Here is an 18770-nt window from a genome sequence, read left to right as displayed (position 1 = left end):
GGGAGGTCAATTTGATCCCGGACGTATCACAGGCGCTTTCTTGGTTGGAAGCCCATCCCCAGGCATTAAAAGGCATTCGTCGCGGCATCGAGCGTGAAACGCTGCGGGTCACGCCGAACGGCACCTTGGCGACCACCGGGCATCCGGAAAAGCTGGGCGCGGCATTGACGCACCACTGGATCACCACGGATTTCGCCGAAGCGCTGTTAGAGTTCATTACGCCGGTTGATGACAATATCGATCACCTGCTGACGTTCCTGCGCGATATTCATCGCTACGTGGCGCGCAATATCGGCGATGAGCGCATGTGGCCGCTCAGCATGCCGTGCTTTATCGAAGCTGAGCAGGATATCGAGCTGGCGCAGTTCGGCTCGTCGAACATCGGCCGCATGAAGACGCTGTACCGCGAAGGGTTGAAGAATCGCTACGGCGCGCTGATGCAGACCATTTCCGGCGTGCACTACAACTTCTCGCTGCCGCTGGAGTTTTGGCAGGCCTGGGCCGGCGTGCAGGACGCAGAAAGCGGTAAAGAGCAGATCTCGGCGGGCTATTTCCGCCTGATCCGCAACTATTATCGTTTCGGCTGGGTGATCCCGTATCTGTTCGGGGCATCGCCGGCCATTTGTTCTTCGTTCCTCAAGGGGCGCGAGACCAATCTGCCGTTCGAGCGCACCGAGCAGGGGATGTGCTACCTGCCGTACGCCACTTCGCTGCGCCTGAGCGACCTGGGTTATACCAACAAGTCGCAGAGCAATCTGGGCATCACCTTTAACGATCTGCACAGCTATGTGGCCGGTCTGAAACGGGCGATCGCGACGCCTTCCGAAGAGTTCGCCAAGCTGGGCGTGAAAGAGGGTGACCGTTACCTGCAGCTGAACAGCAACGTGCTGCAAATCGAGAACGAGCTGTATGCGCCGATCCGGCCGAAGCGCGTGACCAAAAGCGGCGAGACGCCGTCGGACGCGCTGCTGCGCGGTGGTATCGAATACATCGAAGTGCGTTCGCTGGACATCAACCCGTTCTCGCCGATCGGCGTGGATGCGGTGCAGGCGCGTTTCCTGGATCTGTTCCTGGTGTGGTGCGCGCTGGCCGATGCGCCGGAGATGAGCAGCGATGAACTGCTGTGCACGCGCAAGAACTGGAACCGGGTGATCCTGGAGGGCCGCAAGCCGGGCCAGACCATCGGCATCGGCTGTGGCGCCAGCCATGAACCGCTCGAAAAAGTGGGCAAGGCGTTGTTCGCCGATCTGCGTCGGGTAGCGGAAGTGTTGGACGGCGAAGCCGGCGATCGCCAATACCAGCAGGTGTGCGATGAGCTGGTCGCCGCGTTCGACGACCCTGAGCTGACCTTCTCCGCACGCATCCTGAAAGCGATGCAAGCGGAAGGCACCGGGCGCGTCGGCCTGCAATTGGCGGAGCAATATCGCAAGATGCTGCTGGAAGAGCCGTTGGAAATCCTGAACGAGGCCGAGCTGGATAAAGAGCGGGAAGCCTCGTGGCAACGCCAACGCGACATAGAAGCCAATGATACGCTAAGCTTTGAAGCGTTCCTGAAGCAAAACGGCGGAAGCTGAAAAAGAAAAAGGCCACATCAATGTGGCCAAATATGCATCTCTGATGACAGGGATGATGATAACAAATGCGCGTCTTTCAGATACTGAGACTCGCAGGGTTGGAAAAGGTTTCCCGGTTAGGAAAAAAAGTTTCGAAATAAATGCTCTTTTACGAGGAGGTAGCGAAATGCCATTGCTGGATAGCTTTACCGTCGATCATACCCGTATGGCAGCCCCGGCTGTCCGCGTTGCGAAAACCATGAAGACGCCTCACGGCGATACCATCACGGTGTTTGATCTGCGCTTTTGCCGCCCGAACCTGGAAGTGATGCCCGAGCGCGGCATTCACACGCTGGAGCACCTGTTCGCCGGCTTTATGCGTGACCACCTGAACGGCCAGGGCGTGGAGATTATCGACATCTCCCCGATGGGCTGTCGTACCGGTTTCTACATGAGCCTGATCGGCGTGCCGGAAGAGCAGCGCGTAGCTGATGCGTGGAAAGCGGCGATGGCCGACGTGCTGAAAGTGACCGACCAGCGCAAAATCCCTGAGCTGAACGAGTACCAGTGCGGCACTTACCATATGCACTCGCTGGAAGAAGCGCAGGAGATCGCCAAGCACATCCTGGATAACGACGTAGTGGTGAACCACAACGACGAGCTGGCGCTGCCGAAAGAGAAGCTGCAGGAACTGCATATCTAGCCGCGAGTTCCCGCAGAGAAAAAAAGACGCGATTTCGCGTCTTTTTTACGTTCTGGCCAGCGGTCAGTGATGGCCGACGCTGGACTGCAGCGAGGTGATCGGCGTGACCCGCACCTGTTTTATCATGTTGCCCTGCACGTCGAGAATGTCGATATCGTAATGGCCGATACGCAACCGGGTGCCGATTTCGGGGATCTCTTCCAGCTCTTCGAGCAGCATGCCGTTGACGGTGCGCGCCTCGTTGGCCGGCAAGGTCCAGTTGAAGGCCTTGTTCAGCTCGCGCACGTTGGCGGTGCCGTCGATCAAGACCGAACCGTCGCTCTGCGGCGTGACCTCTTCCGCCAGCGTGGGTGACATCGAGGTGGTGAAGTCGCCGACGATCTCCTCGAGGATATCCTCCACCGTGACCAGGCCCTGAATGTCGCCGTACTCGTCGACCACGATGCCGACCTTCTCTTTGTTGCGCTGGAACTTCACCAGCTGCACGTTGAGCGGCGTGCCTTCCGGCACGAAGTAAATCTCGTCGGCGGCGCGCAGCAGGTTCTCTTTGTTGAACTCTTTTTTCTCGGTCATCAGGCGGTAGGCTTCGCGCACGCGCAGCATGCCGATGGCGTCGTCCAGCGAACTGCGGTACAGCACGATGCGGCCGTGCGGCGAGTGGGTCAACTGGCGCATGATCGATTTCCAGTCGTCGTTGACGTCGATGCCGACGATCTCGGTGCGCGGCACCATGATGTCGTTAACCGTCACCTTTTCCAGATCCAGCACCGAGATCAGCATGTCCTGATTGCGCCGGGAGATTTGCGACTGGGATTCGCGCACGATGGTGCGCAGCTCATCCTTGCTGACGGCATCGCTGATGCGCACGTTGGTGCGAATGCCGAACAGGCGCAGCGTCATACTGGTAATGCCGTTGAGCAGCCAGACCAGCGGGAACATCACTTTTTGCAGCGGCGCCAGCAGAAAGCTGCTGGGGAAGGCGATGCGTTCCGGGTAGAGCGCGGCGAAGGTTTTCGGCAGCACTTCGGCGAACAGCAGCACGGCGAAGGTCAGTATGCCGGTGGCGATCGCCACGCCGAGGTCGCCATACAGCCGCATGCCGACGATGGTCGCCAGCGCCGAGGCGAGGATGTTGACCAGGTTGTTGCCGATCAGCACCAGGCCGATCAGCCGATCCGGTTTTTGCAGCAGCTTCTCCACACGGCGCGCCGAGCGATTGCCCTGTTTGGACAGGTGACGCAGGCGATAACGGTTGAGCGTCATCATGCCGGTTTCGGAGGCGGAGAAGTAAGCGGAGACCACGATCATGATCACCAGGATAATGATGAGGGTCCCCGTCGACACATGCTCCAATGCAGTATTCCTTATAGAGAGGGAAAGTTGAGGCGGCCGGCTTAGCGCACCATCACCTGCTGAATCAGACGGCTGCCGAAGTAGGCGAGCGTCAGCAGGAAGGCGCCGGCGAAGCTGAACCAGACGACGCGGCGGCCGCGCCAGCCTTCATGGTAATGGCCCCACAACAGCACGATATACACGAACCAGGCCATGATCGACAGCACCGCTTTATGCACGTTCTCTTTGCTGAACAGGTTATCCATGTACAGCAGGCCGGTGCACAGAGTGAGCGTCAGCAGCACCACGCCGATCTGGGTGATATGGAACATCTTGCGCTCGATGCTCATCAGCGGCGGCATGTCGGCGCTAAAGGTCAACTTCTTGTTTTTCAGAAGGTAGTCGAGCCAGGCAAGCTGCAAGGCGTAGAGCGCGGCGATGATCAGGGTGGCGTAAGAGAACAGCGCCAGGCCGATATGCACCATCAATTCCGGGCTGGACTCCAGGTGAGTGATGAACTCGCCGGGCATGAAGCTGGCGAAGGCCAGATTGATCATCGCGAAGCTGTAGACGATCGGCAACAGGAACCAGCCGCGGTCGCGCGAGGCGACGAAGGTCATGACCGAACAGATGATCAGGCTGACGATCGAGCCAATGTTCAGCAGGCTGAGATTCTGCCCGGCGCTGACGTCGAAGATGCGCTGCTGCAGCGCGATGGCGTGGCAAATCAGCGCCACCACCGCCGAGACGAGGGCAAGCCGACGGTATGCGCTGTTCTTCCGCAACAAGCTGGGAATGATCAGTCCAAGGCTGAGCAGGTAGGCCATCAAAGCCACAATGGAGAAAACTGGCATAGCGTTTAATTTTGCTTCGGCGTGGTTAATTGGAGTGTCAGTATAACGTTGCGCGCGTTTCACTCCAACCTATCTCCAACGCTGAGGCAGAGATCCGGCGCGCTTCGTGTTATCATCGGCGCAATTGTGTCGCCGGAGCGGCCTGTCATCACACGTTGAGCATGAGACGATGTTTGAAAATTTAACCGATCGATTGTCGCGCACGTTGCGCAATATCAGCGGCCGCGGGCGGCTGACCGAAGAGAATATCAAGGAAACCCTGCGTGAAGTGCGTATGGCGTTGCTGGAAGCGGACGTCGCGCTGCCGGTGGTGCGCGACTTCATCAACCGCGTCAAAGAGAGCGCGGTCGGCCATGAAGTCAACAAGAGCCTGACGCCGGGGCAGGAGTTCGTCAAGATCGTCAAGGGCGAGCTGATCGCCGCGATGGGCGAAGTCAACACCGAGCTGAATCTGGCGGCCCAACCGCCGGCGGTGGTGCTGATGGCGGGCCTGCAGGGCGCCGGTAAAACCACCAGCGTCGGTAAGCTCGGCAAATTCCTGAAAGAAAAACAGAAGAAGAAAGTGTTGGTGGTTTCCGCGGACGTTTATCGCCCGGCGGCGATCAAACAGCTGGAAACGCTGGCGGAAGGCGTCGGCATCGACTTCTTCCCGTCCGACGTCAAAGAAAAACCGATCGACATCGTCAATCGCGCGCTGCAACAGGCCAAGCTGAAATTCTACGACGTACTGATCGTCGATACCGCCGGCCGCTTGCACGTTGACGAAGCGATGATGGACGAGATCAAGCAGGTGCACGCGGCGATCAAGCCGGTGGAAACCCTGTTCGTGGTCGACGCCATGACCGGCCAGGACGCCGCCAATACCGCCAAGGCGTTTAACGAAGCGCTGCCGCTGACCGGCGTGGTGCTGACCAAGGTCGACGGCGACGCGCGCGGCGGTGCCGCGCTGTCCATCCGTCATATCACCGGCAAGCCGATCAAGTTCCTCGGCGTGGGCGAGAAGACCGAAGCGCTGGAGCCGTTCTACCCGGATCGCGTGGCATCGCGCATCCTGGGCATGGGCGACGTGCTGTCGCTAATCGAAGATATCGAAAGCAAGGTCGACCGCGAGCAGGCGGAGAAGCTGGCCAACAAGCTGAAGAAGGGCGACGGTTTCGATCTGACCGATTTCCTGGAGCAGCTCAAGCAGATGCGCAACATGGGCGGCATGGCCAACATGCTGAGCAAGCTGCCGGGCGCTGGCCAGCTGCCGGACAACGTCAAGTCGCAGATGGACGATAAAGTGCTGGTGCGCATGGAGGCGATCATCAACTCGATGACGCTGAAAGAGCGCGCCAAACCGGAAATCATCAAGGGCTCGCGCAAGCGCCGCATCGCGATGGGGGCCGGCATGCAGGTGCAGGACGTCAACCGCATGCTGAAGCAGTTCGACGAAATGCAGCGTATGATGAAGAAGATGAAGAAAGGCGGCATGGCGAAGATGATGCGCGGCATGAAAGGTATGATGCCGCCGGGCTTCCCAGGCCGCTGATAGGCCTCCGCACGCCGAGTGCGGGCGCTTTCAGCATTCGCCGTTCGCGGTGAAAACCGCCCGAAATTTGACAGGCTGCAAAAGTTGTCCCCTGCGATCGACGCTTTAGATTGCTTTTTGCGCCAAAATGAGTAAAATTTTCGGGCTTTTTATATTGCAACCGGGCCCCGTCCCTCAATGGGGCCCGGCTGTTTTATTAACTAAAGAGGATGTTATGGTAACAATTCGTTTGGCACGTGGCGGCGCTAAAAAGCGTCCGTTCTATCAAGTAGTAGTGACCGACAGCCGCAACGCTCGTGATGGTCGTTTCATCGAGCGCGTAGGCTTCTTCAACCCGATCGCTTCCGGTCAGGCTGAAGCACTGCGTCTGGACCTGGACCGCATCGAGCACTGGGTCGGTCTGGGTGCAACCGTTTCTGATCGCGTTCACGCGCTGATCAAAGACGCTAAGAAAGCAGCTTAATCTGTCGCGGTGGTGGCAATGAGCAAGCAACTCAAACCGGTAGCGCCTAAGCAGCCGATTGTACTCGGTAAAATGGGGTCCGCTTACGGCATTCGTGGTTGGCTCAGAGTGTTTTCATCCACCGAGAACGCCGAAAGCATTTTTGACTATCAGCCGTGGTTTATCCAGCAGGCGGGTCAGTGGCAGCATATCGAGTTGGAAGACTGGAAGCGCCACAGTCAGGATCTGATCATCAAGGTCAAAGGCATTGACGATCGGGACGCGGCGAATCTGCTGACTAATCGCGAGATTATGGTGGATTCAGATCAACTTCCTCCGCTGGAGGGTGACGATTACTACTGGAAAGACCTGATGGGCTGCCAGGTAGTCACCACCGCCGGCTACGAGCTGGGTAAAGTCATCGATATGATGGAAACCGGCTCGAACGATGTGATGGTTGTGAAAGCGAACCTGAAAGATGCGTTCGGCATGAAGGAGCGGTTGATTCCGTTTCTTCATGGGCAGGTTATCAAGAAAGTCGATCTCACTGCCCGCGTGATTGAGGCAGATTGGGATCCTGGTTTTTGACCCTCGGATCAAACGGTCGAAGCAAGTGGAATAACGGTAAGGGGATTGGCTTGTGTTCATCGGTATTGTAAGCCTGTTTCCTGAGATGTTCCGCGCTATCACCGATTACGGGGTGACTGGCCGGGCAGTAAAAAATGGCCTGCTGAGCGTGCAGTGTTGGAGTCCTCGCGACTTCACCTACGACCGGCATCGCACCGTGGACGATCGCCCTTACGGCGGCGGCCCGGGAATGCTGATGATGGTGCAACCTTTACGGGAAGCCATTCATGCGGCGAAAGCAGCGGCAGGCGAGGGAGCAAAGGTGATTTATCTGTCACCTCAGGGGCGCAAGCTGGATCAAACCGGCGTGTGCGAACTGGCGGCCAATCAGAAGATGATTCTGGTGTGCGGCCGCTACGAAGGGATAGACGAGCGCGTAATCCAAACCGAAATTGACGAAGAATGGTCAATCGGCGATTACGTTCTCAGCGGCGGGGAACTGCCGGCGATGACCCTGATTGATTCAGTCGCCCGTTTCATACCGGGTGTGCTGGGCCATCAGGCCTCAGCGGAGGAAGACTCCTTCGCCGACGGATTGCTGGACTGCCCGCACTATACCCGCCCAGAGGTGTTGGAAGGGATGGAAGTACCGCCGGTTCTGCTGTCGGGCAACCATGCCGAGATACGTCGCTGGCGCTTAAAGCAGTCGCTGGGCCGAACCTGGCTTAGAAGACCTGAACTTCTAGAAAGCCTAGCTCTGACTGACGAGCAAGCGGTGTTGCTGGCTGATTTCCAACGGGAACATCAGGCCAGGCAACAGGACTATGAAGGAAACGTCTGACATCAGACGGGACCGATATATCAGTTTACCTAGGGTAAGAGACATATTATGAGCAACATTATTAAGCAACTTGAACAAGAGCAGATGAAACAAGACGTACCTGCATTCCGTCCGGGTGATTCCGTGGAAGTGAAGGTATGGGTCGTTGAAGGTAGCAAAAAACGTCTGCAGGCATTCGAGGGCGTGGTTATCGCTATCCGTAACCGCGGTCTGCACTCTGCATTCACTGTTCGTAAGATTTCCAACGGCGAAGGTGTTGAGCGCGTATTCCAGACTCACTCCCCAGTAATCGACAGCATTGCTGTGAAACGTCGTGGTGCCGTTCGTAAAGCTAAACTGTACTACCTGCGTGAGCGTACTGGTAAGGCTGCTCGTATCAAAGAGCGTCTGAACCGCGTTGGCTAACGCTGCATCCAAAAGTTAATAGTTATCAGGGGTTGGCATTATGCCAACCCCTTTTTTTATCAGGAAAATCTATCACCTCGCATTTGCGAGACTTAGCCGCCTGGCAGCGACATTAAAAAGCCTGCATAAGCAGGCTTTTTGCATTACAGCGCGGCGGCGCTTTGTTTATGCTGACTCTCCGGCGGGTGCGGCTGCGCCGGGACAATGTCATCGCCAGGTTTGACGATCACCCGCGCGACGGACTCGTGCGTGGCGAACGTGCAGCTGCAATTGATGTTGCGGCATTGATGGTAACGCTCTTTGGTCGACTCGCTCAGATAGCGGCTGGAGCGAGTGTGGGCCACGTGACCGCATAATGGACAGTGCATCATAGTTGAATCCCTCGTTCTGCTACATCAGGTTATATGACTTATAATAGCCCATTGACTCGCAAAAGCAAGATTAAGATGCAAATGAATTATCACCCCTCCGTGATTGCAAACTCCATGCGTTGAGTCAGTACATCCAATGCGAGGCTGGTGGAGAAACCTCGATCATTAAGCGTGTGAACGACTTGACTTATGATCCACGCTTGTCTGTCGATAACCTCTTTGAATCCACTCAGGTGAATCGGCGTTTCTGGACCGAGCTCAGGGCGGCCAACGGCGAGGTTTATGGATAATTGCACATTCCCTTGTTGAATGTTTGCCCACCTCGCTTTTGCCGCACGCATTGCGCTTTCTTTATTCGCGTAGAGCGTCGGCAGGGTAAAAACGTTATTGCTTTCACCTGCCAGATAGCTTGAAGCCGCATTTTCATCTGTGGTATTCCCTTCCTCACGTTGTACTGTCATCTGCTGTTGCCTGGCATGCTGAGTATCTTGCCATTTGGCAATAACGCCGGTGTAAGCGTTCCGATCGGCCACATTGAAGTAGTGCTGGTCGCCATCGCTGCGTTCCAAAGTCAGTGACGGCAGCGGTTTGCCCGAGATGCTTAGACCAGAACCTGGGACCAGAAACAGCAGGCGTTCATTTTTAATGGCGGCGACTGCACCATTCATGGTCGCCAGCCGGGTAAGAAAGGCGACATCCGTTTCCTGAGACTGATCGATATGCGTGATTTTGATCTCTGCCAGTCCTGCCGCCAGCGTATGCCCCATCCGGTTACGGTTGGCCACTTCGTTGACGATGTCACCAAGGGTGCGATCGTGATAGGAATGATCTCGCGCCACGTTCATCGAGTTTCGAAAGTCGACGCTGCGGGCCCGAATGACGAGTTTATCCGGTGCGCCACGATGTTCGATTTCATCAACGATAAACTTGCCTTTGTCGATCAAGGCGTGTCCTTTCCAGCCGAGCTTCACAGTGAGCGTTTGGCCGCGTTTGGGCATGGCGATTTGCCCATCCGCATCGTCGAGCTCAAGATCCAATCGATCCGCGGTAAAACCGCGATTATCGGTTAACGTCAATGAGAGCAGACGGTGGCGGAAAGCCTCCGTGATGTCTGCTTGCTGCAAAAACAAGGCGTAGTCTGGCGCAATGAGCGCGCCAATAGGGACGGGGGTTTGCGTGATCACGGCAGCATCTCCCTGAGCCGCGCCGCAGCCTGACCTGCTTTATCGGCAAGGTCAGAGGCTTGTTGGCGCAGATCGCCGAACATGGCGATCAGCGATTCATCAACGCGCATCAGATTGATCGTAAATTCTATCTGTCGCGCGCTGCCGTTCGAAAAAAGCTGGGTTTTCGTGTCGACTATGCTTTCAATGACATACATCCCATGAATAGTTCCATTGCCCTCGATCAGTGGCCAGGCTCTGCCTTGGGTAGCCATGAGCTGAAGCGCCATCAATGACAATGTCCCTCCGGTCACTTCCGGTACCAAGACTCCCGTCAGCGTTATTTTCTCATTGTCTACTCCCAGAAACTGCGCGGCAGGGCGCTGGCCGATGCGCGGCAGAGTCGGCCAGCGGTAATTGGCGCTGCGTTGCATGCTTTGATAAGGCACGGTTTTCAACATAAAAACGAACATGCCGAGGGTCAGCATCATCATATTTCTCCTATTCGCATGATTAACTCATCCGGCTGCGAGCATTTGCCGCCTGGCGATGAGCAAGTAATTCAAATTGCCGCGCGACTTCGCGGCCGATGTCTTGTTCATTCTGACCGGCGCCGGCAGTGATGTTGATAGTGACCGACGGAACCTGGATTTGGGTTACCGGCGAATCTGCTACCGGCGAGGCCGGCATTACAGGCGCGCTGAGCGACAGTAAAGCCGCCGACATGGCGGCCGTATGGCGGCGGCCGGTCACCTGAACGGGGCCGCTGACCAACTCAGGACCGTTTTCGCCTACAATGCCGAATTGTCCGGCAGGAATGTCTCCCCCGCGATCGAACTTGCCGGCAAACCAGGCGCTGCCGTTTTCGGCATTGCCAGAGGTGCTGCTCTTATCGCCAAATTGCATCCAGTCGGGAAGATATTCGGTCAATGACGTCAGTTGTTTTATCCAGCCATCAATGGTGTCTGAAATGTAATTCTTCAGCGCCTCACACCCTGCCGATATCTGCTCCCAGAGATGGCTAAAGAAGGGGCCGACCTTGTCCCAGTTTTCAATCAGGGTAAAAGCAGCAAGCGCAACCAGGCCGACAATGGCCAGCAGCGGGTTGGCCATCGCTATCCGCCCTAGCCACATCATGGCTTGCCCTGCCTTTAGGATCGCGCCGCTGATAATAGAGAACCCTAAGAGTACCTGGGTGGCGACCAGGCTGACGCCGCTAAGGCCGCCGAGCAATAACGTGAGCCCACCGGCGACCTGCAGCAAGGTGCCGGCCAACGCCGGATTATTGGTTATCCACATATTCAGTTTCACCAGCCACTCTGTCGCCGTTTGGGTCAGTTCCCGCAGGGCAGCGTTTTGGCCGCTAAACAGGTTGATTCTCAGGCTATCCCATGAGGCAAAAAGCTTTTGGATATCACCATCCATATTGTCGCCTTTGACGGTGACCAAGTGCTGCGCTGAGCCGGCAACCTGGTTGGCCTGGAGCTTCTCTCTGCCCGAAGGCGCAATCTGTTGCGCCGCACTGACGATATCGACACCTGTTGTGGCTTTGCTTTTCATGGCCGCACCAACGGCCCGAATATCCATGCCATATTGATTGCTGGCCAGCGCCAATACATCGGCAATGCGGTCGAATTGATCGGAGCCCATATTGAAGCTGTGCAGCATTTCCGTCATCGTTGCGGTGGCTTCGTTGACGCTGCTGCCCGTCGCGGCGGAGAGTGTCAGTGCGGCGGGCGAAGCCGTTAAAATTTCCTTGGCATTCAACCCTTGTTTTGCCAGCGCTGTTTGCGCTTGTAGGGCTTGATCCGGGGTATAACCGGATTGGCTCATACCGCGAGCCTGCTGCTCGAGAGCCGTGAGCTGCGGATCAGATTTGCCCAGATTCAGCTGCGCCCGCAGTTGAGAAAGCTGTTTTTCAAATTCGATTCCCGGCGCCAGCAGGTTAGCTCCCCCTATGGTGGCACTTTTGGCGACAGAAAAGCCTGCGCTGCTGGTGTTGCGTAATTTTTCCAGCTTGTCGAGGCGCGCTTGATTGCCTGCCTGTGCGGATCGATAGCGCTCCTGCGCTATCAATTGCCGTTGTTCTTTTAGGGTAACGATAGCGGCGCCGGCATTAATTCTGCCGTCACGCAGATTTTTGCGCTCATTGCCGAGCGATTTTAGATTAATCCCTTGCTGGGTAAGATGATGGCGCTGGCTTTTATCGATTGCGGCGAGGAGATCACGTTTCTTTTCCAGGGCATTTATCGTCTCCGCGACCTGCGCAATCTCTTTGTTCATAAATCGGGAACGCTGGCTTGGCTCGCGATCTTTCGTCAGCATTGCCAGCGCGGCGGATTTTTTGCGCGACGCTGCCAGCAACTTATTGGTTTCAGCCAGCGACTGGTTCGTCTTTTGGAAAGCGTCGATGTCATTTTCCTGCTGGCGCAGATGTTTGACTTTTTTCTCTGCTCGTTGGATATCCTGTCCCAGACTGTTGTACAGGTTTTTATCCCCGGTAGGCCTGCGCAACTGCCTCATCAGTTCTTTGCTCTGCTTGGCTATCGCTTGAAGCCCGATGACAATCTCGTTTTGTGACTCCAGCTCCTGTCTGCTGTTACTCATCTGTTTTTACTCCACTACGTTGCAGCGCTCTGTGGCGCCAGCCGATCAGCTCCGCCAGCGTCATGCCGTTCATTTCTGACGGCGGCCAGTGGAAAATCACCGCGATATCCGCCATCAGGTCATCTACTGTCAGAGTAGGCTCGACCGTTACTCGGCCGATGTCGGCGACAAAAAACCGATCACCTGGCCGGCCAGCGCAATCAGGTCAGGCAGTTCCAAACGGGTACACTCTTCCTTGGTCAGGTTCGGGTAGGTGACCCGAGGCAGAATAGTGATCAACGCGTCGACATCGGCGTTGGCCAGCGCGGCCAGACCGATGCCGCGCAGGCTGCCGGCATTCGGCTTGGTCACTTGCACGCGAGTGATTTCACTGTCGCCACGTTTAATCGGAGTATTCAGGACGACGGTGTTCTCCGGGGATGCATTCAGTTCCATGGGGTATCCAGTTTTCAGTCGGAAAAAGAGGGCCAGCGCGGGGCTGGCCGTTTGAGGTGAAAAATTACAGGCCGATGGCGCGGCGGTGCGCAGCCAGCAGATCTACGCCGTCGACTTTTTCGATCATGTTGACGGTATCGATCTCGATCAGCTCTTTGCCGTCGATGCTCAACTTGAAGTAGGTGCAGTCGGTGGAAACTTTGGTTTCGGTATCTTCACCCTGCTTGAAGTCGCCGCTGTCGATCTCTTTATGACGGCCGCGCATCACCACTTCGAGCGCAGAGACGTCGCCGGTATCGTCGCGTTGGAAAGAGCCGGTAAAGCGCAGCGGTACCGCATCGACGCGGCCCCATTGCTTGAGCACCAGTTCGTCAATGCCGCCCATGGTCCATTCCACCACCAGCGCATCGTCATCCAGGCCGAAGTCCACCGAGGCTGCGCCGCTCATGCCGCCGCCGCGGAATTTTTCCAGCTTGCGTGTCAGTTTCGGCAGCGTCATTGAGGAAACCACGCCCATGTAGTTGAAGCCGTCGTTAAACAGGTTCAGGTATTTCAGTTTTTTTGGCAGTGCCATGCTTCAGTCTCCTTAGCTGTTCACGGATGCGGCGAAGTTCGCCAGGTAGCGATCGGTAATGCGCTGACGCAGAGTCAGATCCTCCAGAGGAGGTACCGGGGTGTAGTCGTAATCGATAAACAGCTTGCCGGCCTTCAGGGTCTCTTTGTCGTTGGCGCTTTCGTCATACCAGCAGTCACCGTCGATGATCAGACCTGCGGATTTAAGTTCGCGGAACTTGGCCTTGATGCCGTCGATCATGTCGCGGATCAGCGTCGGGGTGAGCGGACGATCAATCGCCCACAAATGAGCTTCGGCCAAGGTGTCGGCCAATACCTGCGCGGTGCGGGTATAGTTTTCAAACTGGAACAGCGGCTCGTCGGAGCAGGTGCGAGATCCCCAGAACTTGAAGCCATCTTTGCGGATCAGGGTGGTGACGCAACCTTCATTCAGCAGATCGGCGTCGGTGCCTGCGGTTTGCAGATCCCAAAATACGCTGGCCGAGATGCCGCTCACGCCGTTGACGCCGACGTTGGATAAGGTTTTATGCCAGCCGGTCTCTTGGTCGATCTTGGCACGCAGCCCCAGCGCACGAGCGGTGGCGAAGGCGATGTCGCTGCTGTTGGTGGTGGTATTCCAGTTGATGAAGTCCGGCCAAATCAGCATCAGTTCGCGCTGGCTGAAGTTGGCGCGATATTTGATGGCGTCGGACACGGTTTTACAGCCGTAAGCGCTGATATAGCCGAAAGCGCGCAGCTGCTGGCAGATGCCGGCCAACGCGGTCGCCACTTCCTGATTATCATGGCCCGGTACGCCCAGAATGCGCGGTTTCACGCCCAGCTCGGCCTGAGCGGCCAGCAGCGCTTTCATGCCGGTGTACTTACCGTTTTCATCGGCGCCACCGATGATATTGGACGTGGTTTCGGCCTCGTCTTTCCCTTCCGCCACGCGTACCACGACGGTTACCGGCTTAGTCTGCTCGGCGATCGCCAGCAGCGAACGCGCCAGCGTCCCTTTTTTACCTGCTTTGCCGCTGGCGGCCAGGACGTCGGTAATCAGCACCGGGGTGTTGAGAGGAAACAGGGTTGCATCGGCATCTTCTGCGGTACAAACCATGCCGACAATGGCCGTCGAGACGGTGGAAATTACGCGGGTGCCTTCGTTGATTTCGAGGACACGCACGCCGTGGTGATAGTCACCCATAGCATTACTCCGTTTGTGGTTGGTGATGACAGCATGCCTGTTGGCAGGCGGCGCCGCATCTCATTCGGGGTGTGGGATAACTGGTACAACAGCAGGAAAAATAAAGGAAAAAAACGCCCCAAGCGGGGCGTTGAACGACGTTATTGCGGCGGTTGCGGCCAATCGATATCAGGGGCCGCTTCGGGATCGACCCGATTAAGCAATACGCGGTAGGTTTTCCAGCGGGTCAGCAGCAGCAGTTCCTCTTCGCTCGCCATTCCCAGGTCAGAAGCGTCGTTAAGCGTTTCTATCTGCAGCGAACTTTGCTTAATCAACTCTTGTTTTTTATTAGCAGCCTGTTGCCGTAGCTCTTGAGTTGAATACGATCTTGGTATGATTTTTTCTCCATCAAAAATCCAGCGGCCGTTAATATCAGTGCCTTCCGGCAAGTTTCCGACCTCTGCCACGCTCATATTTTCCGGGAAAAATCCGGAAACGTCATAATGGCCTTCGGCATTCGGTTTCGTGGTGATTGAACGAATGATCCCGTCCTTGTCATACATCAGTTTTACCGTTTCAGGACGGAAGCTTTTTTGACATTCATACCAGTCTTCCCCAGCATCGGATTTTAAAAACAAAACACCGTGCGAGGCGGCCAGCTGTTTCTGCTCTACCGTTTCCGGCGCGGCGAGGGTAAAGTTCTTCATGTTATTCATCACTAAACGCTCCAGACGGTAACCCAATTGCCACCAATGTGTTTTTGCAGCGGACGACGGAAAATTACGTCGATGTATTCATCCACGTTGTTATTTGCTGCGCCGGTCAGGACATAACCCGCACTATCCGAATAGCCGGGGCCTCGCCAGGTAGCGATACTTTCCACATTACCCAGGCGAACATCGCGCACAAAGTTTTGATTGAGATAGTTGCTTAAATAGCCACCCCAAATGCTGCCGTTGATATTGCCGTCATTAAAGTAGGTTGCTTCACCTAACATCAGGCGCGGCCATGGGCCATTGCTGCGAATATCGCCTTGATGACCAAATTGGAACCAGCCATCAGAGCCGCCAGATGAAACATGCATTGCGCCAAATGCACGCTTACCTATCTCCTCATAAAAGTAATGATCAACATACTGATTACCTGCACCTTGTATGTGCAGCCCTTGAGTATTGCGATTACCACTGGTTTCGGTTATTACCCCTTTTTTAGTAATAAAATCTTGGCCATTGATATAAAGAGTTCTATCAACGTGGGCGTCTAAGCCAACGGTAAGGTTTTCATTGGCCCGAACGTTTTTTGCACCCAGACTTAATTGACCCTGGCTATCATTAATGATGCGAACATCATAATCCGCGTTCGTATTGCCATAATGGAAATCTATATAGGGCGAGGTTCCGAATAATTCGACGCCGCCTTTGGTGGTTAACGACCCCATCACTGTGGCGTAAGGTGTGGTCAATCCCGATTTCGTTTCAATTGAGCCGTTGACCGTCAAGCTGCCGGTAATGGTATCGCCGCTCTGTTTGACGAATTTGCCGTCGGCTTCCGCCTTGCTGTAAGCACCGACGTCCGCAGCGGTCGGTTTAAAACCGGTGGTGTAAATTCGGTACCAGTTCAGCGGTTTGTCAGGGGTGGTGGATGTGCCGACGTAAGATGATCCATTAGTCTGAACCGCCAGATAGCCACTGGAAGGGCCGCCGTCGATTGGCAGGTTCAGCACGCCGTAGACGCCGCCGCCCGGCGCGTTTTTCGATGCGCTGGTGACACGGTAGATCTCGCCAAGATTGCTGATGGTCTCCTCGCGATGTTTCGGGCCAGAGCCTAGACCAAAGGCGCCCACCTCCATCAATTGGCTGGCTTGCGTACCGACGTTACACGTGGCGGCAGTACCCAATTCCAAGTTGCGGCGCGCGATGGACTTGTTTGGCAGGTCTTTCAGGTTAGCGGCAATTTTCAGCGAGGCGTCGCTGACCGTTTTCACCGCTTTTGGGGTGGCGGCCTGCGTTTCGCTGGCGCTATTGCTGTCGTTGCTCAATTGAGTGAAACCCTTTGCCAGCAAGGTGGCGTCAGGATGATTGCGCGAGCGGGCATGTTCGTCGATAGCGGCATTCAGCATATCGCGCGAGACCAGTAAGGCTGTTTTGTCTGCGACGATCGTCGCATTGGCGTCGCCTTTTACCAGAAGCACCATGCGCACGACCTGGGTGCGGCCGGCACCTTCGGTCAACTGCGGCTTGTAGGTGTCGGGCGTATTGGCGATCGCCACCAGCACGCCGTTTTTGTCATACAGCCCCAGCTCGCGGATCCACCAACCACCAACGTCCTCCGGGATCACTTGTTCGGCGATCACTTGGTTGCTGTTGCCGGTATCTATCTGCAGTGAATTCAATGCTGCGCGGCGTTTTTCGTTCACCAGCTTGGTCTGGCTTTCATCGGGCTGCGTTGGCGAACCGCCGCCGTCGCCGACCGCCATATGCGTAATTTCCAGCTTTTGGCCGGTTGCTGCAGCGTTAGCCAGCAGCGTTTTGCCCTGTTCGGTGAGCAGGGCGCGGTATTTTGCTGTCATGGTGTGGTTCTCTTCTGTTTGCCGGCCGGGTAGGTAAGGCCGTTTTTATACATCACATACAGGCTCAATCCGCGCAGGATCTCGCCTGACCAAAAGCCGAAGAACATGCCGTTATCGGTGCCGAGACGCGGCGCGGGCGACCAGCCGCCGTCCATCACGTCACCGGTGGAGAGGTAATGCCTTTGTAATTCCGTAACGCATTGTTCGATAAAGTGTTCGAGGCCCTCAATTTCACTGCCGGCCATTTTTGCCAGCACCGCGCCAGCCAGCCACAGGCCGCACATGTGGCCGGTAAAATCCTGTGCATCGGGCTGCGGCAGGCTGGCCATCGGGAAATCGGTTGGCGTGACACCGTCGGCGTCATTGGTAAAATCAATCAGCCAGCGCAGCCAGTTTTCGACATATTCCACCAGCTTGAGCGGTGGCGTTTTGCCCGCCTGCTGTAACTCGAGCCAGGCGCGCGCGGCACCGAAGAAGGCGCGTGGCTGATAGCCGGACCAGGCCGTGCCGTCACCCCAGTGATACATGGTCCAGGTATCCGCCGGACCGTAACTCCGATTGTCCCAACGGTTCCAGATATAGGCCGATGCGCCGGGGCCCAGCACGCCGAATTGCTGCTGATACCACTGCTGCGACTGCCACAGAAACTCGACCATGTTGTTGAGCATCACCCCGTCGGGATCGGCGGCGGCGTGCACGAAAATGAACGGGTACTGGTAGCCCGGATAAGGCATGCCGTGCCAACCATCGAACTGTTGGCCGTCCGCCTGATAAATGTTGGAGAACGGCATGACGCCCGGCGTACAGAACAGGCCGTCGTGGCGGTGATTCAGGAGGGTGCAGTCTCCCAACAGCGCGGTGTAGGGGTGTGCCGCCTGGAACGTGATGCGATAGCGGATCGTGTAGCCGTCATCTGCGTTGAGCGTCGGTGGAATGTCGTTCAGTACGTAGTAGCTGAATGTGGCGTCCGGTACATTGCCGTCTTGCAGAATGGTTACTTGCTTGACGCGGCTGAAACGAGGTGCGGCCGGTTTAGGCTCGACATCCTGATGATCCGGCTGATAGCCGCTCAGCGTAGCCGCTTGCGGGGCGAAATTTGCGATTTGCCATTTGCCGCCGGTGGCGGGCAGCATCCAATACCAGCGCCATTTGTCATCATCTTCGAGCCGCAGGTTGAAGTCGGCGTCCGCGCGATAGACCAACTGCGTAACGGGGAAACTTTCCTCCGCGGTCAACCAGGCGCCGATCACCATGCCAGCGTCATCATTGGGGAAACGGGCTTGGATCACCGTCGCGCTGCGGCTGTCGTAAACCTGTTCCTCAAACTGGCTGGCGATCGCGCAACCGCCGTAGTCGGTCACTGCGCGCAGATCGGCCAGCAGATAGTCGCTGCCGTCTTCTTTCGTCAGCGCCGCCAGGCTGCTGAGCGCGATGTCGTATGTTTTTACCTGAGGTTGGAACGACTGCGGCAGAGCGACGCCCCATTCCGTGGTGCTCGCCGCGTTTTTTTCCGGTGCTATAGACAGCTGTATTTTGCAGGAGATCGGCTGATTCTGATCGTCGACGCCACCAAAGCAAGTGCGGATTTTTGACTGGCGATTAATGCGGAACCAGATTGCCTGTTGTTCCAGCGATTGTTGCGATGCTATCTCTTTGCGAATG

19 protein-coding genes are annotated in these 18770 nt (G+C 56.4%); 7 read left to right on the top strand and 12 right to left on the bottom strand.

All coding sequences use genetic code 11. The annotated features are described in order from the left end of the window. Positions 1 to 11 precede the first annotated feature (11 nt). Both gshA and luxS read left to right on the top strand, forming a co-directional pair. Positions 12 to 1574 carry a glutamate--cysteine ligase gene (gene gshA, locus REA38_RS06490; RefSeq protein ID WP_033650024.1) on the top strand — a complete coding sequence of 521 codons (1563 nt, stop codon included), beginning with the start codon at positions 12 to 14 and terminating at the stop codon, positions 1572 to 1574. Positions 1575 to 1740: 166 nt separating this feature from the next. Beyond that, entirely contained in the window at positions 1741 to 2256 is a 516-nt protein-coding gene (luxS, locus tag REA38_RS06485; RefSeq protein ID WP_019455133.1) for an S-ribosylhomocysteine lyase, read from the top strand. A gap of 63 nt (positions 2257 to 2319) precedes the next feature. On the opposite strand, the gene REA38_RS06480 is transcribed toward luxS, so the two are convergent. Together REA38_RS06480 and REA38_RS06475 are read right to left on the bottom strand one after the other, a co-directional pair. After that, a complete protein-coding gene (locus tag REA38_RS06480; protein WP_033637180.1) occupies positions 2320 to 3609 on the bottom strand; it encodes an HlyC/CorC family transporter in 1290 nt (429 codons plus the stop codon). Between the two features lie 41 nt (positions 3610 to 3650). Continuing rightward, positions 3651 to 4442 carry an inner membrane protein YpjD gene (locus REA38_RS06475; RefSeq protein ID WP_033637181.1) on the bottom strand — a complete coding sequence of 264 codons (792 nt, stop codon included), beginning with the start codon at positions 4440 to 4442 and terminating at the stop codon, positions 3651 to 3653. 169 nt (positions 4443 to 4611) lie between these two features. Here REA38_RS06475 and ffh point away from each other — a divergent pair, with 169 nt between their 5' ends. The 5 genes from ffh (at position 4612) to rplS (ending at position 8228) form a co-directional block, all read left to right on the top strand. Then, positions 4612 to 5973, top strand: coding sequence for a signal recognition particle protein (ffh, locus tag REA38_RS06470; RefSeq protein WP_308885385.1), 1362 nt, complete (start codon positions 4612 to 4614; stop codon positions 5971 to 5973). Positions 5974 to 6187: 214 nt separating this feature from the next. Beyond that, a complete protein-coding gene (gene rpsP / locus REA38_RS06465) occupies positions 6188 to 6436 on the top strand; it encodes a 30S ribosomal protein S16 (RefSeq protein ID WP_004932501.1) in 249 nt (82 codons plus the stop codon). Positions 6437 to 6454: 18 nt separating this feature from the next. Then, positions 6455 to 7003, top strand: a complete 549-nt coding sequence (rimM, locus tag REA38_RS06460) for a ribosome maturation factor RimM (RefSeq protein WP_049196875.1) — start codon at positions 6455 to 6457, stop codon at positions 7001 to 7003. Positions 7004 to 7055: 52 nt separating this feature from the next. Next, positions 7056 to 7823, top strand: coding sequence for a tRNA (guanosine(37)-N1)-methyltransferase TrmD (gene trmD / locus REA38_RS06455; protein WP_047569238.1), 768 nt, complete (start codon positions 7056 to 7058; stop codon positions 7821 to 7823). A 48-nt stretch (positions 7824 to 7871) separates the two neighbouring features. Next, positions 7872 to 8228 carry a 50S ribosomal protein L19 gene (gene rplS, locus REA38_RS06450; RefSeq protein WP_025301638.1) on the top strand — a complete coding sequence of 119 codons (357 nt, stop codon included), beginning with the start codon at positions 7872 to 7874 and terminating at the stop codon, positions 8226 to 8228. A 143-nt stretch (positions 8229 to 8371) separates the two neighbouring features. Here the strand turns inward: rplS and REA38_RS06445 are convergent, their stop codons facing one another. The 10 genes from REA38_RS06445 to REA38_RS06400 all read right to left on the bottom strand — a co-directional run bounded on the left by REA38_RS06445 (position 8372) and on the right by REA38_RS06400 (position 17108). Continuing rightward, on the bottom strand, positions 8372 to 8599 hold the full coding sequence (locus REA38_RS06445) for an ogr/Delta-like zinc finger family protein (protein WP_033637183.1): 228 nt from the start codon (positions 8597 to 8599) through the stop codon (positions 8372 to 8374). Between the two features lie 89 nt (positions 8600 to 8688). Beyond that, positions 8689 to 9783 carry a phage late control D family protein gene (locus tag REA38_RS06440; RefSeq protein ID WP_060427200.1) on the bottom strand — a complete coding sequence of 365 codons (1095 nt, stop codon included), beginning with the start codon at positions 9781 to 9783 and terminating at the stop codon, positions 8689 to 8691. Continuing rightward, positions 9780 to 10253 (bottom strand): phage tail protein, encoded by a 474-nt coding sequence (locus tag REA38_RS06435; RefSeq protein ID WP_033652990.1) that lies wholly within the window; start codon positions 10251 to 10253, stop codon positions 9780 to 9782. Before REA38_RS06435 ends, REA38_RS06440 begins: the two co-directional genes overlap by 4 nt. Positions 10254 to 10275: 22 nt before the next feature. Continuing rightward, on the bottom strand, positions 10276 to 12369 hold the full coding sequence (locus tag REA38_RS06430; RefSeq protein ID WP_308885383.1) for a phage tail tape measure protein: 2094 nt from the start codon (positions 12367 to 12369) through the stop codon (positions 10276 to 10278). Then, positions 12362 to 12484: a GpE family phage tail protein gene (locus tag REA38_RS06425; protein WP_033641916.1), complete on the bottom strand. Its 123-nt coding sequence runs from the start codon at positions 12482 to 12484 to the stop codon at positions 12362 to 12364. The genes REA38_RS06430 and REA38_RS06425 overlap by 8 nt, the downstream gene beginning before the upstream one ends. Before the next feature lie 32 nt (positions 12485 to 12516). Beyond that, positions 12517 to 12804 carry a phage tail assembly protein gene (locus tag REA38_RS06420; RefSeq protein WP_033652960.1) on the bottom strand — a complete coding sequence of 96 codons (288 nt, stop codon included), beginning with the start codon at positions 12802 to 12804 and terminating at the stop codon, positions 12517 to 12519. Between the two features lie 64 nt (positions 12805 to 12868). After that, positions 12869 to 13378, bottom strand: coding sequence for a phage major tail tube protein (locus REA38_RS06415; protein ID WP_033641919.1), 510 nt, complete (start codon positions 13376 to 13378; stop codon positions 12869 to 12871). A 12-nt stretch (positions 13379 to 13390) separates the two neighbouring features. Next, a complete protein-coding gene (locus REA38_RS06410; RefSeq protein WP_060422386.1) occupies positions 13391 to 14560 on the bottom strand; it encodes a phage tail sheath protein in 1170 nt (389 codons plus the stop codon). Positions 14561 to 14700: 140 nt separating this feature from the next. Beyond that, on the bottom strand, positions 14701 to 15255 hold the full coding sequence (locus REA38_RS06405; RefSeq protein ID WP_060423417.1) for a tail fiber assembly protein: 555 nt from the start codon (positions 15253 to 15255) through the stop codon (positions 14701 to 14703). Positions 15256 to 15257: 2 nt separating this feature from the next. Beyond that, entirely contained in the window at positions 15258 to 17108 is a 1851-nt protein-coding gene (locus REA38_RS06400; RefSeq protein WP_060427199.1) for a phage tail protein, read from the bottom strand. Positions 17109 to 18770: the final 1662 nt, after the last annotated feature.

Origin of the sequence: Serratia sp. MF1(2023) (assembly GCF_030954545.1) — a bacterium.
Lineage (GTDB): Bacteria > Pseudomonadota > Gammaproteobacteria > Enterobacterales > Enterobacteriaceae > Serratia > Serratia sarumanii.
The sequence above is the reverse complement of the archived record's forward strand: the minus strand, read 5'-3'. Positions and strand labels throughout refer to the sequence as shown.

Excerpts from the sequence above, each read along its gene's own strand:
- REA38_RS06435 (WP_033652990.1), bottom strand. The coding sequence starts at position 10,253 with ATGATGCTGACCCTCGGCATGTTCGTTTTTATGTTGAAAACCGTGCCT.
- REA38_RS06430 (WP_308885383.1), bottom strand. The coding sequence starts at position 12,369 with ATGAGTAACAGCAGACAGGAGCTGGAGTCACAAAACGAGATTGTCATC.
- REA38_RS06475 (WP_033637181.1), bottom strand. The coding sequence starts at position 4,442 with ATGCCAGTTTTCTCCATTGTGGCTTTGATGGCCTACCTGCTCAGCCTT.
- ffh (WP_308885385.1), top strand. The coding sequence starts at position 4,612 with ATGTTTGAAAATTTAACCGATCGATTGTCGCGCACGTTGCGCAATATC.
- luxS (WP_019455133.1), top strand. The coding sequence starts at position 1,741 with ATGCCATTGCTGGATAGCTTTACCGTCGATCATACCCGTATGGCAGCC.
- REA38_RS06400 (WP_060427199.1), bottom strand. The coding sequence starts at position 17,108 with ATGACAGCAAAATACCGCGCCCTGCTCACCGAACAGGGCAAAACGCTG.
- REA38_RS06420 (WP_033652960.1), bottom strand. The coding sequence starts at position 12,804 with ATGGAACTGAATGCATCCCCGGAGAACACCGTCGTCCTGAATACTCCG.
- rpsP (WP_004932501.1), top strand. The coding sequence starts at position 6,188 with ATGGTAACAATTCGTTTGGCACGTGGCGGCGCTAAAAAGCGTCCGTTC.
- REA38_RS06410 (WP_060422386.1), bottom strand. The coding sequence starts at position 14,560 with ATGGGTGACTATCACCACGGCGTGCGTGTCCTCGAAATCAACGAAGGC.
- rplS (WP_025301638.1), top strand. The coding sequence starts at position 7,872 with ATGAGCAACATTATTAAGCAACTTGAACAAGAGCAGATGAAACAAGAC.
- REA38_RS06405 (WP_060423417.1), bottom strand. The coding sequence starts at position 15,255 with ATGAATAACATGAAGAACTTTACCCTCGCCGCGCCGGAAACGGTAGAG.
- REA38_RS06445 (WP_033637183.1), bottom strand. The coding sequence starts at position 8,599 with ATGATGCACTGTCCATTATGCGGTCACGTGGCCCACACTCGCTCCAGC.
- REA38_RS06415 (WP_033641919.1), bottom strand. The coding sequence starts at position 13,378 with ATGGCACTGCCAAAAAAACTGAAATACCTGAACCTGTTTAACGACGGC.
- REA38_RS06425 (WP_033641916.1), bottom strand. The coding sequence starts at position 12,484 with ATGGCGGATATCGCGGTGATTTTCCACTGGCCGCCGTCAGAAATGAAC.
- rimM (WP_049196875.1), top strand. The coding sequence starts at position 6,455 with ATGAGCAAGCAACTCAAACCGGTAGCGCCTAAGCAGCCGATTGTACTC.